Source organism: Kineococcus terrestris (genome assembly GCF_041020755.1).
GTDB lineage: Bacteria > Actinomycetota > Actinomycetes > Actinomycetales > Kineococcaceae > Kineococcus > Kineococcus terrestris.
The window spans coordinates 1-15,829 of the sequence record NZ_JBEUEI010000021.1 but is presented as its reverse complement, the minus strand read 5'-3'; the positions used below and the strand labels follow the sequence as shown (position 1 = coordinate 15,829).

14 protein-coding genes are annotated in these 15,829 nt (G+C 76.5%); 6 read left to right on the top strand and 8 right to left on the bottom strand.

Features of this window, described 5'->3' with window-relative positions; translation table 11 throughout:
- Window positions 1-54: 54 nt before the first annotated feature.
- The 5 genes from AB8M62_RS13410 to AB8M62_RS13390 all read right to left on the bottom strand — a co-directional run bounded on the left by AB8M62_RS13410 (window position 55) and on the right by AB8M62_RS13390 (window position 7,552).
- Window positions 55-987 (bottom strand): carbohydrate ABC transporter permease, encoded by a 933-nt coding sequence (locus AB8M62_RS13410; RefSeq protein ID WP_369069895.1) that lies wholly within the window; start codon window positions 985-987, stop codon window positions 55-57.
- Window positions 987-1,811: a carbohydrate ABC transporter permease gene (locus tag AB8M62_RS13405; protein ID WP_369069928.1), complete on the bottom strand. Its 825-nt coding sequence runs from the start codon at window positions 1,809-1,811 to the stop codon at window positions 987-989. Before AB8M62_RS13405 ends, AB8M62_RS13410 begins: the two co-directional genes overlap by 1 nt.
- A gap of 121 nt (window positions 1,812-1,932) precedes the next feature.
- Window positions 1,933-3,285, bottom strand: a complete 1,353-nt coding sequence (locus AB8M62_RS13400; protein WP_369069894.1) for an extracellular solute-binding protein — start codon at window positions 3,283-3,285, stop codon at window positions 1,933-1,935.
- A gap of 73 nt (window positions 3,286-3,358) precedes the next feature.
- Window positions 3,359-4,606, bottom strand: a complete 1,248-nt coding sequence (locus tag AB8M62_RS13395; RefSeq protein ID WP_369069893.1) for an ROK family protein — start codon at window positions 4,604-4,606, stop codon at window positions 3,359-3,361.
- A 30-nt stretch (window positions 4,607-4,636) separates the two neighbouring features.
- Complete coding sequence (locus AB8M62_RS13390; protein ID WP_373694940.1) at window positions 4,637-7,552, bottom strand: FAD-binding and (Fe-S)-binding domain-containing protein; 2,916 nt, start codon at window positions 7,550-7,552, stop codon at window positions 4,637-4,639.
- Window positions 7,553-7,694: 142 nt separating this feature from the next.
- On the opposite strand from AB8M62_RS13390, the gene AB8M62_RS13385 reads away from it, so the two are divergent.
- The 5 genes from AB8M62_RS13385 to AB8M62_RS13365 all read left to right on the top strand — a co-directional run bounded on the left by AB8M62_RS13385 (window position 7,695) and on the right by AB8M62_RS13365 (window position 12,276).
- The gene (locus AB8M62_RS13385) at window positions 7,695-8,525 is read left to right on the top strand and encodes a GNAT family N-acetyltransferase (RefSeq protein WP_369069892.1); all 831 of its coding nucleotides are present in this window, start codon (window positions 7,695-7,697) and stop codon (window positions 8,523-8,525) included.
- Between the two features lie 57 nt (window positions 8,526-8,582).
- Window positions 8,583-9,665: a hypothetical protein gene (locus tag AB8M62_RS13380; protein WP_369069891.1), complete on the top strand. Its 1,083-nt coding sequence runs from the start codon at window positions 8,583-8,585 to the stop codon at window positions 9,663-9,665.
- A gap of 78 nt (window positions 9,666-9,743) precedes the next feature.
- Window positions 9,744-10,700 (top strand): DUF5996 family protein, encoded by a 957-nt coding sequence (locus tag AB8M62_RS13375; RefSeq protein WP_369069890.1) that lies wholly within the window; start codon window positions 9,744-9,746, stop codon window positions 10,698-10,700.
- Between the two features lie 53 nt (window positions 10,701-10,753).
- Window positions 10,754-11,059, top strand: a complete 306-nt coding sequence (locus AB8M62_RS13370; RefSeq protein ID WP_369054704.1) for a GNAT family N-acetyltransferase — start codon at window positions 10,754-10,756, stop codon at window positions 11,057-11,059.
- Window positions 11,060-11,190: 131 nt separating this feature from the next.
- Window positions 11,191-12,276 (top strand): alkene reductase, encoded by a 1,086-nt coding sequence (locus tag AB8M62_RS13365; RefSeq protein ID WP_369054705.1) that lies wholly within the window; start codon window positions 11,191-11,193, stop codon window positions 12,274-12,276.
- Between the two features lie 18 nt (window positions 12,277-12,294).
- Here the strand turns inward: AB8M62_RS13365 and AB8M62_RS13360 are convergent, their stop codons facing one another.
- From AB8M62_RS13360 to AB8M62_RS13350, 3 genes are all read right to left on the bottom strand, one after another.
- Window positions 12,295-12,822: an AMIN-like domain-containing (lipo)protein gene (locus AB8M62_RS13360; RefSeq protein WP_369054707.1), complete on the bottom strand. Its 528-nt coding sequence runs from the start codon at window positions 12,820-12,822 to the stop codon at window positions 12,295-12,297.
- 95 nt (window positions 12,823-12,917) lie between these two features.
- A complete protein-coding gene (locus AB8M62_RS13355; RefSeq protein WP_369069889.1) occupies window positions 12,918-13,727 on the bottom strand; it encodes a TIM barrel protein in 810 nt (269 codons plus the stop codon).
- Window positions 13,728-13,747: 20 nt separating this feature from the next.
- Window positions 13,748-14,773 (bottom strand): Gfo/Idh/MocA family oxidoreductase, encoded by a 1,026-nt coding sequence (locus AB8M62_RS13350; protein ID WP_369069888.1) that lies wholly within the window; start codon window positions 14,771-14,773, stop codon window positions 13,748-13,750.
- A gap of 106 nt (window positions 14,774-14,879) precedes the next feature.
- Between AB8M62_RS13350 and AB8M62_RS13345 the strand changes: the two genes are divergently transcribed.
- The coding region (locus AB8M62_RS13345; protein ID WP_369069887.1) for a LacI family DNA-binding transcriptional regulator at window positions 14,880-15,829 on the top strand (950 nt) is incomplete at its 3' end.

Sequence of the window (15,829 nt, the reverse complement as noted above, 5' to 3'; positions counted from 1 at the left end):
CGGGGCTCCTCGGGCGGTGCGGACGGGGCGGGGTGGTGCCGGTGGTGGGGCGGGTCAGCCCTTGACGGACCCTGCCAGGGCGAAAGAGCCGCCCGCCAGGCGCTGCACGAGCAGGTACAGCGCGAGGACCGGGGTGGCGTACAGGACGGAGAAGGCGGCCAGCTGCCCGTAGGCGATCGCGCCCTGCGTGCCGAAGAACGTGAAGATCGACACGGCGGCCGGCTGCTTGGCCGGGTCGAGCAGCAGGACGAAGGGGACGAAGAAGTTCCCCCACGCCTGGGTGAAGACGAAGATGAACACCACCGCGATGCCGGGGCGCATGAGCGGGACGACGATGCGCCGCAGCGCCGACATGGCGCTGGCGCCGTCGACCCAGGCGGCCTCCTCCAGCGAGACCGGCACGCCGTCCATGAAGTTCTTGAGCATCCACACGGCCATCGGCAGCGACGTGGCGGCCAGGAACAGCACGGTGCCCAGCAGCGAGTCCAGCATCCCCAGCGCCACGAACAGCGCGTACACCGGGACCATGATCGCCGTGATGGGCAGGCAGCTGCCGAAGAGGATGACGTACATGAACGAGCGGTTGAACCGCATCCGGTACCGCGAGAGCGGGTACGCGGCCAGGGTCGCGACGACCACGGTGACCAGGGCCGCGCCGCCGGAGACGACGAGGGAGTTCCACAGCGGCAGGAACGTCAGGTCGTAGGTGAGGACGGTGCTGAAGTGCTCCAGCGTGGGCCGGGTCGGCACGGACACCGACACGGTGGCGTCGGGGTCCACCGAGGCCAGCAGGATCCACGCCAGCGGCACGAGGAACGCCACGCCCACGACCGCCAGCGCGAGGTTCGCGGCGACGCTGGTCCCGCGCCGCTGCGGGGAGGTCAGCCGCGGGGCGGGCGGCGCGTCGGGGACGACGACGGGCGGGGCCGCCGGGGTCCGCCCCGCGGCTCCCGCCGAGGCGCCCGCGGTGGGGCGGGTGTCCGCCATCAGTCCACCTCCGGCTTGAGGACGCGCACGTACACGGTCGCGAACAGGGCGCCGACGACGAGGGTGACGACGGCGATGGCGGTGCCGTAGCCCACCTGCCCGAACCGGAACGCCTCCTGGAAGGCCAGCACGGGCAGGGTGGAGCTGGACGTGCCCGGCCCGCCGCCGGTCATCACCCAGATGAGGGTGAACACCCCGAGGGTCTGCAGCGTGGTGAGCATGAGGTTGGTGCCGATGGAGCGGCGCAGCAGCGGCAGGGTGATGCGGAAGAACCGCTGCCGGCCGCTGGCGCCGTCCAGCGCGGCGGCCTCGGCCAGGTCCGGCGGCACCTCGGCCAGCGCCGCGCCGTAGACCATCATCGAGAAGGCGGTGCCGCGCCAGACGTTGGCGAGGATGACGGCCGTCATGGGGAACGTCACCAGCCAGGCCGTGCCCCCGGCCCCCTCGCCGCCGACCAACCCGAGCACGGCGTTGAGGGTCCCGTCGCCGGAGAAGAACGCGTACAGGGCGAAGGCCGCGACGATCTCCGGCAGCACCCAGGCGGTGACCACGAGGCCGCTGACGAGGGACCGCAGCGGGCCGCGGGCCGCCCGCAGCAGCAGCGCGACCACCATGCCGAGGACGTTCTGCCCCACGACCGCCGAGGCGAGCACGAACAGCAGCGTCAGCCACGCCGACTGCCAGAACTCCCCGCTGGAGACGAGCGTGGAGTAGTTGTCCAGCCCCACGAACTCCGGGTCGGCGGCGCGGTAGCCGGACAGGGCCGTGTTGGTCAGCGACCCGTAGAGGGCGTAGGCGATGGGGCCGGCCAGGAACACCAGCATGAGCGCGACGGTGGGCGCCAGCGGCGCCAGCCGGGCGAGGAGGACGAGCCGGCCCCCGCCGTCGCCGCGGCCGGTGGCGCGGGCGGGCGCGGGCGCGGTGGCTCCGGCGGGGGCGCTCACGTCAGTCCGCCGCCTGCGTGCCGTCCTCGCCGACGATGGCGACCAGGCCGTCGTCGTAGGCCTGCGCGGCCTGCTCCGGCGTCGCGGCGCCCGTGGCGACGTCCTCGGTGGCCGCCTGGATGTTCGCGGAGATCTGCGAGTAGTCCGGGGTGGCGGGCCGGAAGTTCGTCACCGGCACGAGGGAGGAGAAGAACTCGAACGAGGGGTTGTAGTCGAGGTACTCGGGGTCCTCGGCGACGTCGGTGCGCACGGCGATCTGGCTGTTCTCGGTGTTGTACTTCAGCGTGTTCTCGCGGTTCAGCGCGACGGTGATGAAGTCGAACGCGGCCTGCGGGTCGGCGGCCTGCGAGCCGACGGACAGCAGCCAGCCGCCCGACATGGAGGTGCGGCCGGGGTCCTGCCCCTCCTGGGTGGGCATCGCGGCGATGCCCATCGTCTCCTCCCACTCGGGCCACTCGTTCTCCCCGGAGATCCACTGACCGGGCAGCCACGAGCCGTCGACCGCGATGGCCAGCTCGCCCTGCGGCAGCATCTCGGTGGCCACGCGGCTGCCGAGGGCGGCGTCGAGGGCGAGGGCGGTGTCGGGGCCGAGCTCCTCGGAGAAGACGGTGTCGTAGAAGGCGAGGCTGTCGCGGAACCCCTGCGAGCCGGTGATCCACTTCTGGGTGTCGGCGTCGTACAGCTCGTCGCCCGTGCCGTACAGGAGCATCTCGAAGCCCTGCATCGACGTGGCTTCGCCGGCGGCGCGGCTGGCGTAGACGTTCAGGGGCACGACGCCCGGCACGCGCTCCTTGACGGTGCGGGCGGCCTCGAGGACCTCGTCCCAGGTGGTCGGCTGCCAGTCGGTGGGCAGCCCGGCCTGCTCGAACAGCTGCTTGTTGAAGTAGATGCCGCGGGTGTCGGTGCCCATCGACACGCCGTAGGTCTGCCCGTCGTCGCCGAGGCCGGCCTGCTTGGCGGTCTCGTCGAACTGCCCCCACTCCTCCCACCCCTCGAGCAGGTCGTCGATGGGCGCGAGGTAGCCGGCCGCGGCGTCGGAGCGGACCTGGAAGGAGTCCTCGTAGATGACGTCGGGGGCCGTGGACGGCGAGCGGTTCAGCAGGGCGAGGCGGGTGAAGTACTGCTCCTGCTCGGCCTCGATGGGCACGAGCTCGATCGTGCGGCCCTCGTTGGCCGCCTCGTACTCGCTCTTGGCCTTCTCCAGGACGTCCTCGAGCTGGGTGAACTGCGCGGTCCGCTGGTAGGCGACCCGGATGGTGTCCTCGTCACCGCCGCCCCCGCTGGAGCCGCCGCAGGCGGTGAGGCCGAGGGCCGCGACCGCGACCAGGGCGGTCAGGGAGTGCCGTCTGCGCATCGTCGTGCTCCTCCTCCACGGGGGTCGCCGCTGACCCCGTGGGGAGTATGTAAATCAAGTGGAGTTGCTTTCGTCAAGGGGTCAGGAGGAGGACGGACGAGCGCGGGCTGAACGCGTCGTCCAGCACCAGGCACGCCGCGCCCACCGCCGTCACGTCGCGACCGACGCGCGTGCCGCGGATCTCCACCGGGTGCAGGGCCGAGGCCACCTCGTGCGAGCGCACCAGCGGCGGCACCACCCGCAGGAACCGGCGCTCCAGCCGCGGCCACAGCGGCCCGCCGAAGACGACGAGGTCCACGTCCAGCAGGTTCTGCACGCCCGAGACGGCCCGCGCCACGCGCGCCGCCGCCGCGTCCAGCACCGCCACCGCGGCGGGCTCGTCCTCGTCCGCCAGCCGGCACACCGCCGCCAGCGCGCGGTCCACGCTCAGCTCGCCCTCCAGCGGCCACGGCCCCAGGCCCGCGGCGTGCGCCTGCTCCACCAGCGAGCGCGGCGCGTTGCGCTCGCCCAGGCAGCCGCGCTGCCCGCACTCGCACAGCGGGCCCTCCCCGTCGGCGGCCAGGTGCCCCAGCTCCCCCGCGTTGCCCGAGGCCCCGCGCATGACCTCCCCGCGCAGCACGAGGCCCGCGCCGATCCCGGTGCCCAGGTAGACGAACGCGAAGCTGCCCGTCGGTCCCGCCCCGCCCGCCCACATCTCCGCGACCGCGGCGGCCACGACGTCCTTGTCCAGCAGCACCGGCAGGCCCGTGGCGGCCGCCAGCTCCTCGCGCACCGCGACCCGCCGCCAGCCGGGGAGGTTCGGGGCGCCGACCACCGCACCGCCCGGCCCGTCCACCGGCCCCGGCACGGCCACCCCCAGCCCGGCCAGCCGCTCCGGCGGCACCCCCGAGGCCGCCACGACGGCCGCCACCTCCGCGGCCACCAGCGCCAGCACCTCCGCGGGCGGCTGCTCGGGCGCCAGGGGTACGTCCGAGCGGGCCACCACCCCGCCGCGCAGGTCCAGCACCACGGTCGTGACGACCACCGGGTCCAGGTGCACGCCGACGGCGTAGCGCCCGTGCGGGGCCAGCTGCAGGATCGTGCGCGGTTTGCCGGGGCCCCCGCCGCGCTTGCCGGCCTCCTCCACGAGGCCCTGCTCCAGCAGCCAGCGGCTGATGTTCGAGACCGTCTGCGCCGACAGGCCCGTCAGCGCCGCCAGCTCCACGCGGCTGAGGCCGTCGGCGTGCCGGCGCACCGCGTCCAGCACCACCGCGCGGTTGTAGTCGCCGACGCGGGGCAGGTTCGACCCGCGGCGCACCGCGGAGGAGGCGGGGGGCAGCACCGCGTCAGCGTGCCACGCCCCCGCCGTCCGTCAGTCCCGCTGCGCGCGCAGCCCCTCGGCCAGCAGCTGCGCCAGGTGCTTCGGGCGCACCCCGGCGAGGTTCTCCGCCTGCGTGCGGCAGGAGTACCCGTCGGCCACGACGGTCGCGTCGCCGCGCTCGCGCAGCGCCGGCAGCAGCTTCTGCTCGGCGACCTGCACCGAGACGTCGTAGTGGCCCTCCTCGGCGCCGAAGTTGCCGGCCAGGCCGCAGCAGCCCGAGAGCACCTGCGCCTGGACGCCCGCCTTCGCCAGCAGGGCCGCGTCGGGCGAGAAGCCCATGACGGCGTGCTGGTGGCAGTGCGGCTGCACGACGGCCCGCTGGTCCACGGCCGGCGGCTGCCAGTCCGGGCGCAGCTCGGCCACCAGCTCCGCGAGCGTCTTGACCCGGCCCCTCAGCGCGTGGGCGCGGGGGTCGCCGGGCAGCAGCTCGGCGGCGTCGTCGCGCAGCAGCGCCGTGCACGACGGCTCCAGCCCCACGACGAGCGCGCCCTCCGGCAGGTGCGGGGCGTCCAGGGCGTCCAGGCTGGCGCGCAGCTGGCGCTTGGCGCCCTCCAGCTGGCCGGTGGACACCCACGTCAGGCCGCAGCAGACCTTCTCCCGCGTCACCGAGACCGTGAACCCCAGGTGCTCCAGCACCTCCACGGCCGCGCGCCCGACCTCGGGGGAGAACGCGTCGGTGAAGGAGTCCACCCACAGCACGACCGGCTCGCCGCCGCGCAACCCGCCGCCGGCCAGCTCGCGGCGCTTGAACCACGTGCGGAACGTCCGCTCGGCGAACTTCGGCAGCGGGCGCTCCTGCGCGACGCCGCCGACCCGCTTGGCCAGCCCCGCCAGCGCCGGCACACCGGTGAGCGCGTTGACCAGCCGCGGCGCGAACGCCGCCGCGCGCGTCCAGCGCGGCAGCCAGCCGAGCAGGTAGTGGTTCGTCGGGCGCAACCGGCCGGCGTAGTGCTTGTCGAGGAACTCCGCCTTGTACGTGGGCATGTCCACGCCGGCGGGGCAGTCGTGCGTGCACCCCTTGCAGGACAGGCACAGGTCCAGGACGTCGAGGACCTCCCGCGAGCGCCACCCGTCGGTGACGAGGGTGCCGTTGACCATCTCCTGCAGCAGCCGCGCCCGGCCGCGGGTGGAGTCCTTCTCGTCGCCGGTGGCCAGGTAGCTGGGGCACATCACCCCGCCGGAGTCGGCGCGGCACTTGCCCACGCCGACGCAGCGGTGCACCGCGCGGGTCAGGTCCCCGCCGTCGTGGGAGTAGGCGAAGCGCAGCGGCAGGCCGAGGGCGTGCGCGGGCCGGGCCGCGGGCACGCGCAGGTCCGCGTCCACGGGCGCCGGGCGCACGATGACGCCGGGGTTCAGCAGGTCCTCGGGGTCGAAGGCGCGCTTGACCTCCTCGAACGCGGCGACGGACTCCGCGTCGTACATCAGCGGCAGCAGCCCGCCGCGGGCGCGGCCGTCGCCGTGCTCGCCGGACAGGGACCCGCCGTGGGAGGCGACCAGGCGCGCGGCGTCCTCCAGGAACGCCTTCGTGCGCGCGGCACCGCCCGGGGCGCCGTCCTGCTCGTACAGGGGGAAGTCGATGCGCACGTGGATGCAGCCGTCGCCGAAGTGGCCGTAGGCCAGGCCGTCGACGCCGTGCGAGGCCATCAGCGCGTCGAACTCGCGCAGGTAGGCGCCGAGGTTCTCCGGCGGCACGGCGGCGTCCTCCCAGCCCGGCCACGCCGGCTGCCCCTCGGGGGAGCGTCCGGCCAGGCCGGCGCCGTCCTCGCGGATGCGCCACAGCTTCCGCGCCTCGGCGGCGGTGGGGATGACCACGGAGTCCAGCGCCCGCGAGTCCGCGACCATCGCGCGCGCGGCGGCCAGCGACTCCTCCGGGGTGTCGCCGCCCATCTCCACGAACAGCCAGCCGTCGCCGGTGGGCAGGCCCTCCACCGAGCCGCCGCGGCGCACGACGACGTCGGCCAGGCGGCGGTCGATGCCCTCCACGGCCAGCGGCGCGTGCTCCAGCAGCGCGGGGGTGGCGTCGGCGGCCTCGTGCATCGAGGCGTAGCCGAGGACGACGAACGTCGTGGCCGGGGACTGGCGCACCAGCCGCACGCGCGCGGTGAGGATCGTGGCCAGGGTCCCCTCGGAGCCGGTGAGCAGGCGGGCCATCGCGGTGCCGGTGGGCCCGCCGGTCTCCGGCAGCAGGTGCTCCAGCGCGTAGCCGGACACCTGCCGGCCGAAGGTGGCGAAGCGGGTGCGGATGGTCGCCAGGTGCGCGGAGGCCACCCCGCGCAGCTCGTCGAGCAGGTCGGCGGGCGGGTCGTCGGTCCACCAGCGCCGCCCGCGCCCGTCGAGGACCTCCAGGGCCACGACGTTGTGGCTGGTGCGCCCGTAGGCCAGCGCGTGCGAACCGCACGCGTCGTTGCCGATCATGCCGCCGAGGGTGCAGCGGGCGTGCGTGGACGGGTCCGGGCCGAAGCGCAGGCCGTGCGGGGCCGCGGCGCGCTGCAGGTCGTCCAGGACGACGCCCGGCTCGACCAGGGCGGTCATGCCCTCCGCGTCGACGTCCAGGACGCGGTGCAGGTGCCGGGAGAAGTCCAGGACGACGCCGGTGCCGACGGCGTTGCCGGCCACCGAGGTGCCCGCGCCGCGGCTGGTGAACGGCACGCCCAGCTCCCGGCACACCGCGTGGGCGGCCACGACGTCCTCGGCGCTGCGCGGGAAGACCACCACCTGCGGCACCACGCGGTAGTTGGAGGCGTCGGAGGTGTACTCCGCGCGCCGGCGGGTCGAGGCGTCCACCTGCTGCGCGCCCAGGCGCTCGCCCAGGCGGCGCACGAGCTCGGTGCGCACGAGCTCCCCGGGGCCGTCGGGGGCTCCGTCGGGGGCGCTGCCGGTGACCCGCGCCGGGTCCAGGATCGTCACCCCTCCAGTGTGCCGAGCCGCGGAGCGTGCTCCGGACGCGCCCACGACCCCGGCGGACGCGCCCGGAACCTCCCGGGGCCCCCGCTCGTGAGGGGGGTGGACGAGCAGCGCACCGACCGCCGAGCGCCCTCCGGGAGGACCCGTGGCCGAGACGGAGAGCACCCGCGACCCCGACGTCGCGGGCCCGGGGACGGGACCCCCGCGCGGGGAGTCCCTCGTGCTGCCCGAGCGCGCGGCGCCCGACGGGGCCGGCGCGGCGCCCGGGCCGTCCCCCGCGACCACCGCTCCCGGCGCCCCGGACGCGGGTGCCGCACCCGGCGCGGACCCCGTGGTCGTGCTGCGCGACGCGGCGCCGGGCGACCTGGCCGCCACCGCGGCCCTGCAGCAGCGGTACCTGCCGCTGGGCCTGTTCCCGCAGCTGGGCGACCGCTTCGTGCGGCGCTGGCACCGCACCTTCTGCGACTCCCCCGCCGCCTGGGCGGGCGTCCTCGTCGACCCGGACGGGGTGTGCGGGTACGCGCTGCTGGCCACCGACCAGCGCGCCTACCTGCGCGACGTCCTGACCCGCGACCGCCTGCCCCTGGCGGTGCTGGGCGCGGCCGGGCTGCTGCGCCGTCCCGGGCTGGCCGTGCGGTTCGCCCGCACCCGCGCGCGCCGGTACGCGCGCCGCCTCCTGCGCCCCGTCCGCCGCCCGGCGTCGACTGGCGATCACGCGGCGTCACCTGAGACGGTGGCCGTGCTGCACGCCGTCGTCGTCGACCACCGCGCGCGGGGCCGCGGCCTGGCCGCCGCGCTCCTGGACCGCTGCGCGGCGCGCGCCCGTGCCGCGGGCGCCACGCGCATCGCGCTGGTCACCGACGCCGACGGCGCCGAGCAGGGTGCCGTGGAGCTGTACCGGCACCTCGGCTGGACCGAGGTGGGCCGGCACCGGCGCGACGGCCGCGAGCTGGTCGACTTCCAGCTCGACCTGTGACGAACCCCTCACGGGGACGGACACCGACCGCACGACACGAGGGACGACCCAGCGCGCGTGACCCCCACCCACCAGCAGCCCCACCAGCAGCCCCACCAGCGGCGCGCCTCGCGCCGCGCCGTCCTGGCCGGCCTGGCCGGCGCCGGGACGCTCGCCGCCTGCTCCGGCGGGCAGGCGCCCGCGGCGCAGCCCTCGCCCGCGGCGCCGAGCCCCACCCCGCCCCCGGCGCCCGCACCGCCGCCGAGCCCGACGCGCGCGCCCGTGGTGCTGGACCTGCCCGCGCCCGAGCCGTACGTCCTCCTGCCGGGCGAGGTGGAGCCCGGCTGCAAGGAGGCGGCCGTGGACTACGTCACGACGGCCCTGACGACCGGGTCGGCGCAGCTGGACCCGGAGTCGCCGTTCCTGGACGTCGCCACGGCCCTCGACGGGCGCCTGCGCGCCGCCGGGCTCGACCCAGCGCACGCGGCCGGTCTGCTGGGCCTGCTGCCGCCGGCGGGCGTGTCCGCCGCCGGCGTCGTCTACCCGCAGTACGGCGGGCTGAGCAGCGGCCGGCGCACCGCGAGCGTCATCCTGGTCGCCGAGCAGTCCCTCCTGGACGCCGCGGCGCCCGACGAGCTGCGCCGGCGCACCCTGACGGTCGACGTGCGGCTGGTCCGCTCCGGCGACACGTGGGGCGTCACCGACGTGCTGGTGCCCGACGTCGACTTCGAGCTGGCCGTCCCGGCGCGCCCGCAGGTGCGGGCCGTCCTCGACGACGACCGCATCGCGCTGCCGGACCCGGCGCGCTTCGACCTGCTGCAGGAGGACGTGCACGTGCGAGTCGCCGAGCTGCTGTCCGCGTACGCCGAGCTGTGGCCCCTGGCGGTGCAGGACGTCCGCTCCGGGCACCCGTTCCACGTCTACGACACCGACCGGCCCTCCAACCACACCCTCGGCCGGGCGGTCGACATCCGGTCCTTCGACGGCGTGCCCGTCATCGACCGGGAGCGCTGCCCGTGGCGCGAGGCGATGGAGTTCGCCGCCGCGTGGGGGGTCACGGAGGTCGGCGGGCCGGTGGACCTGGGGCCGCGGCCGTACTTCAGCGACCTGGTCCACCAGGACCACGTGCACTGCGGGTTCGGGGCCGCGGGCCTGGCCTGAGGGGCCTCCCGCCCGGCGCGGGCACGGCCTACCCTCGGTCCCGCCGCGCCCGGCGGCGCGGCACCCGGAGGAGGACGCGTGAGCGCACCTGGAGAGCTCGGGACGGCGACGGCCGCGGGGGCCTGGCCGGCCCTGCGGGTGGACGACTGGACCGAGACCCGCGACACCCTGCACACGTGGCTGCAGGTCGTCGGCAAGGTCCGCCTCGCCCACGCGCCGCTGGTCAACCACTGGTGGCAGTCCACCCTGTACGTCAGCCCCCGCGGCCTGACGACCTCGGCCGTCCCGCACGGGGCAGGGGTCTTCGACGTGGAGCTGGACGTCGTGGAGCATCGCCTCGTCGTGCGGTCCAGCGACGGCGGCGCGCGGACGGTGGCGCTGGAGCCCAAGCCGACCGCGCGGTTCCACGCCGAGGTGATGACGGCGCTGGACGAGCTGGGCATCCCCACGCGGATCAGCGCCGGGCCGAACGAGGTCGACCCGGCGGTCCCGTTCGCCGAGGACCACGTGCACACCTCCTACGACGCGCGGGCGGTCGAGCTGTTCTGGCGCCAGCTGCTGCAGGCGGACCGGGTGATGGGCGCCTTCCGGGCCCGCTTCGCCGGCAAGGTCAGCCCGGTGCACTTCTTCTGGGGCGCGATGGACCTGGCCTGCACCCGCTTCTCCGGCCGCGGGGCGCCCCCGCACCCGGGCGGCGCGCCCAACTGCGGGGACTGGGTGATGGAGGAGGGCTACTCCCGGGAGCTGAGCAGCTGCGGGTTCTGGCCCGGCGGCGGGGACGAGGGCGCGTTCTACGCCTACGCCTACCCCGAGCCGGACGGGTTCGCCGAGCACCCGGCGGGACCGGAGGGGGCGTTCTACAGCACGCAGAACCGGCAGTTCCTGCTGCCGTACGAGGACGTGCGCCGCGCCGCCGACCCGGACGGCGCGCTGACCGACTTCCTGCAGTCCACCTACGAGGCCGCCGCCGAGCACGCGGGCTGGGACCGCGCGGCGCTGGAGGTCGACCCCGGCCGCTGGGACCACCGCCGCTGACCGCGGCACCCGACCACCACCACGCGCGCGAGCGCGGGAAGGAGCGCGCGAGCGTGGACGTCACCGTCACCGACGAGCCGGAGCGGAAGCGCTACGAGGCCCACGACGGCGAGGTGCGGGCCGGTTTCGCGGCCTACGCGCTGGCCGGGGAGATGATCGTCTTCACCCACACCGAGGTCGACCCGGCGTTCGAGGGGCGCGGGGTGGGCGGCGCGCTGGTGCGCGCGGCGCTGGACGACGCCCGCGCGCGCGGCCTGCGGGTGATGCCGCTGTGCCCGTTCGTCGAGGCGTGGATCCGGCGCCATCCCGACTACGCCGACCTGCGGTTCAACGCGCCGCCGAGCCGCGTCACCGACTGAGCCGCCCGGGGGACGGGGCGCGGGGCCGGGACCGGGACCGGGACCGGGACCGGGACCGGGACGGGAAGATCGCGGCCCCGCGGCGGGTTGGAGCCCCACGGCACCCGTCCCCGACCCGGAAGGCCCCCGTGGTGGACCTCTTCTCGCCCGTCGTCCTCGGCGACCTGCACCTGCCCAACCGCCTCGCGATGGCGCCGCTGACGCGGATGCGCTCCGATGCCGACGGCACCCCCAACGAGCTCGTCGCCGAGCACTACGCCCAGCGGGCCAGCACGGGCCTCATCGTCGCCGAGGGCACCTACCCCAGCCACGAGTCCCGCGCCTACCCCGGCCAGCCCGGCCTGGTCACCGACGCCCACCAGGAGGGCTGGCGCCGGGTGGCCGACGCCGTGCACGCGCGCGGCGGCCGGATCGTCGTGCAGCTCATGCACGGCGGCCGCGTCTCGCACACCGCGATCACCGGCACCGACCGGATCGTGGCGCCCAGCGCGATCGCCCTGGAGGGCCAGGCGCACACGCCGGAGGGCAAGCAGGACTACCCCGTCCCGCACGCGCTGACCACCGAGGAGGTGCGCGGCGTGGTCGGCGAGTTCGTCGCCGCCGCCCGCCGCGCGGTGGCGGCCGGCCTGGACGGCGTCGAGGTCCACGGCGCGAACGGCTACCTGCTGCACGAGTTCCTCGGAGCCTCCTCCAACGTGCGCGAGGACGAGTACGGCGGGTCGCCGGAGAACCGCGCGCGCCTGCTCGTCGAGGTCGTCACCGCGGTCGCCGAGGCCGTCGGCCCCGGCCGCGTGGGTGTGCGGATCTCCCCCGCCCACGGCGTCCAGGGCGTCGTCGAGGACGACCCGGCGGACGTGGCGGCCACCTACGGCGCCGTCCTGGACGGGATCCGCCCGCTGGGGATCGCCTACCTGTCCGTGCTGCACGCCGAGCCCGCCGGGGAGTTCGTGCAGGACCTGCGCCGGCGCGCGGGCGCCCCGCTCATGGCCAACAGCGGGTTCGGCGTGGTGACGCGCCGCGAGGACGCGCTGCAGCTGGTCGCCGACGGCGCGGCCGACGTCGTGGCCGTCGGCCGCATGGTCATCGCCAACCCCGACCTCGTGGAGCGCTGGCGGGGCGGGCACCCGGAGAACGAGCCGGACCCGTCGACGTTCTACGCGCGCGGCGCCGAGGGGTACACGGACTACCCGTTCCTCGACGCCGCCCGCACCGCCTGAGGGCTCACCCCTGAGCGGTCACCACCGGTGGGCCACGTCCACGACGACCCGGGACCCCGTGCCCGGGCCGTCGAGGGCGTGCACCCGGAACGGCAGCCGCGCCCGGACCCCGAGCCCGAACGTCGTCTGCCCCTCGAACGACCCGGCCCACGCGACGTGCCGGAAGGTGCGGTAGCCGCTCACGTCGGCCAGCTCACCGTTCGGCAGGAAGATCGCGTCGGTCGGCACGATCGGCTCGACGACCACCACCTCCAGCTTCGCCCCGCCGCGCAGCGGGACGACCTCGCCGGAACCGTCGAAGCGCACCTGGTCGACGTAGCGCACGAACCACCCGTCGCCGCGGCCGGCGACGTCCACCACGAACCGGTCGAAGCACGCGTGCCGCCCCGTGCGCACGTCGACGATCTCCGCGTTCCGCACCGACGGCGCCGTCCTCGGCAGCGAACCCCACCCCGTGGGGCACGCGGCCGAGGCGGTCGCCGGGGTCAGGCCGACCAGGCCCGCCCCGAGGAGCGCCGACGCCACCGCTGCTGCTGACCGCCTCATCGCGGCCTCCCTCCCCCTGCGGCGGCGGGACGGCACGGCGCCGTCCCGGTCGCCGCTCCCATCGTCCTCCCGCGCGGGCGGGACGTCGAGGGTCTTCAGGCCCGGCCGGCGACCGCCGCGCCGCCCGCTGACGAGAACACCGCGCGGAACCGCTCGACCGCGGTGCGGCTGTCGCCGGAGGCGAACGCCTCCAGCGCCACGGTGCCCGTCCAGCCGACCTCGGCCAGCGCCCCGGCGACGGCCTCCCAGCGCACCTCGCCGGTGCCGGGCTCGCAGCGGCCGGGGACGTCGGCGACCTGCACCTCGCCGGTCCAGGGCGCGCTGTCGCGCACGAGCTGCACGAGGTTCCCCTCGCCGATCTGCGCGTGGTAGAGGTCGAGGTTCATCCGCAGGTGGGGGCTGTCGACGGCCGCCACGAGCGCGCGGGTGTCGGCGGCCCGCGCGAACGGCGTGCCGGGGTGGTCCAGCGCGGTGTTGAGGTTCTCCAGGGTGAACACGACGTCGTGGCGGCGGCCCAGCTCGGCCACCCGGCGCAGCGTGCGCTCGGCGGCCAGCCAGTCCGCTCCGGTGACCACCTCGACGGGCCGCACGGGCAGGCCGCGGGCGTCCAGGCCGGTGCCGTGCAGGTTGAGGTTCGGCCGGCCCAGCACGGCGGCGGCCGCGATCGAGCGCTCCGCGCTCGCCAGCAGCCGGTCCGCGCCGCCGGGGTCGACCAGCTCGCCGTCGACGTACCCGGTCACCGACGTGAAGGTGGCGCCGGTCGCGGCCAGGGCGGGCAGGTCCTGGGTGGTCCAGTCCCACAGCTCGACGGCGAACCCCAGCTCGTGCAGCACCTCCACGCGCTCGAGGACCGGCAGGTCCAGGAACACCGTCTCGGCGCAGACCGCCAGCACGGGCCCGCTCACCCGCCCGCTCACCGGCCCGCTCACGAGGGCGTCCCGGCCGGGCGCGCGGGCAGCCCGGTGCGCACCGACTCCACGCAGGCCAGCGCGACCGCGAGGGCGCGGCGGGCGTCGCGGCCGGTGACGGACGGGGCGCGGCCCTCGCGCACGGCCGCGGTGAACTCGGTGAACTCGGCGGCGTAGGCGTCGGCGAACAGCTCGACGTCGGAGCGGACGGTGGCCGCGTGCCGGCCGTGCGCGTCCCAGCGGCGCAGCGACCCGGTGGCGCCGTCGCCGAAGGTCAGCATGCCGCCGGAGCCGAACACCTCCCCGCGCACGTCGTAGCCGTAGGCGGCGGAGAAGCTGGCCTCGGCGGTGGCGATGGCGCCGTTGTCGAAGCGGATCGTCACGACGGCGGTGTCGAGCAGGCCGGCGTCGCGGAACGCCGGGGCGACGAGGGCGTCGGCGACGGCGTACACGGAGACCGGCTCAGCGCCGGGGTTCAGGTGCAGCAGCGTGTCGAAGTCGTGGATCAGGGTGAGCAGGAAGACCGCCCACGGCGGGACGGCCGAGGGGTCCGCGAGGCCGGGGTCGCGGGTGAGGGAGCGCATCAGCTGCGGGGTGCCGATCGCACCCTCCTCGACGGCGGCGCGGGCCGCGGCGACGTCGCGGGAGAACCGGCGGTTGAACCCCACCTGGAACGCGACGCCCGCGGCGTCGGTGGCGGCGGTCCCCCGGTCGACGTCGGCCAGGGTCAGGCCCGCGGGCTTCTCGCAGAACACGTGCTTGCCGGCGCGGGCGGCGGCCTCGACGAGGTCGGCGTGCGCGTCCGTGGTGGCGGTGACGACGACGGCGTCGACGCCGTCGTCGGCGAACAGCTGCGCCGGGTCGGTGGCCGCGCGGGCTCCCCACGGCGCCGCCACCCGCTCCGCCGCCCCGGGCCGGGGGTCGGCGACCGCGACGAGCGCGGCCCCCGGCACCCGCCGGGCGATCGTCGCGGCGTGCGCCGTGCCGATCCGCCCGGCGCCCACCACCCCCACGCGCACCGCGTCCGACCCCGCACCAGCCACCTGGACCTCCCTAGAACGATCTAAGCCTGCGGACAGGGTGGAGCCGCCGCGGCGGCGTCGTCAAGCGTTCGGGCTGGATCGTTCTAGGTCTGCCTAGACTGCAGCGGTGGCGGACGTGACGATGGCCGACGTGGCCGCGCGGGCCGGGGTGTCCCGGGCGCTGGTGTCGATCGTGCTGCGCGGCGCCCCCGGCGCCAGCCCGGCCAACCGCGAGCGGGTGCTGCGCGCCGCCGCCGAGCTGGACTACCACCCCGACCACCGGGCCCGGCTGCTGCGCTCGGCCCGCACCCGCACCCTGGGCGTCGTCCACGCCCTGCACCGGCCCTTCCACGCCGAGCTGGTCGAAGCCCTGTACGGGGCCGTCGAGGGCACCGGCTGGCGCCTGGCGCTGGAACCCAGCGCCGGCAGCCGCCCCGAGCGCGCCGCCGTGCGGGCCCTGCTGGACCTGCGCTGCGAGGCCGTCCTCCTCGTGGGTCCCGCCCTGCCCCGCGCGGACCTGGCCGAGCTGGCCGGGCGCGTCCCGCTCGTCGTGCTCGCCCGCGCGCTGCGGGGGGTGGCCGCCGACGTGGTGCGCACCGACGACGAGGCCGGCGCCCGCGCCGCCGTGGAGCACCTGCTGGGCCTGGGGCACGAGCGCGTGGCGCACCTGGACGGCGGGCGCGCGCCGGGCGCGGCCGAGCGCCGGCGCGGGGTGCGCGCGGCCCTCACCGCGGCCGGCCTGCCGGTGACGCTGCTGCCCGGCGGGCTCACCGACGCCGACGGGGTGCGCGCCGCGCCGGCGGTCCTGGCGCCCGGCGGACCCGGCGCGGTCCTGGCCTTCAACGACGCCTGCGCGGCCGGGCTGCTCGCCGCGGCCCGCGCGGCCGGGCGCGACGTCCCGGCGGACCTGTCGGTCGTCGGCTACGACGACAGCGCCGTCGCGGCCCTGTCCACCGTGGCCCTGACCACCGTGGGGGGGGGGGGGGGGGGGGGGGGGGGGCGGCGGCGCCGCGCCGCCCGGCGGCCGCCCGGCGCGCGCGCGGCCCCCGCGCCCCCCCCGCCGGCCGGCGCGGGCGG

What these genes read in the sequence shown, in the direction of transcription:
- AB8M62_RS13410 (WP_369069895.1), bottom strand. Translation starts at nt 987, where the DNA reads ATGGCGGACACCCGCCCCACCGCGGGCGCCTCGGCGGGAGCCGCGGGG.
- AB8M62_RS13405 (WP_369069928.1), bottom strand. Translation starts at nt 1,811, where the DNA reads ATGCTGGTGTTCCTGGCCGGCCCCATCGCCTACGCCCTCTACGGGTCG.
- AB8M62_RS13400 (WP_369069894.1), bottom strand. Translation starts at nt 3,285, where the DNA reads ATGCGCAGACGGCACTCCCTGACCGCCCTGGTCGCGGTCGCGGCCCTC.
- AB8M62_RS13360 (WP_369054707.1), bottom strand. Translation starts at nt 12,822, where the DNA reads ATGAGGCGGTCAGCAGCAGCGGTGGCGTCGGCGCTCCTCGGGGCGGGC.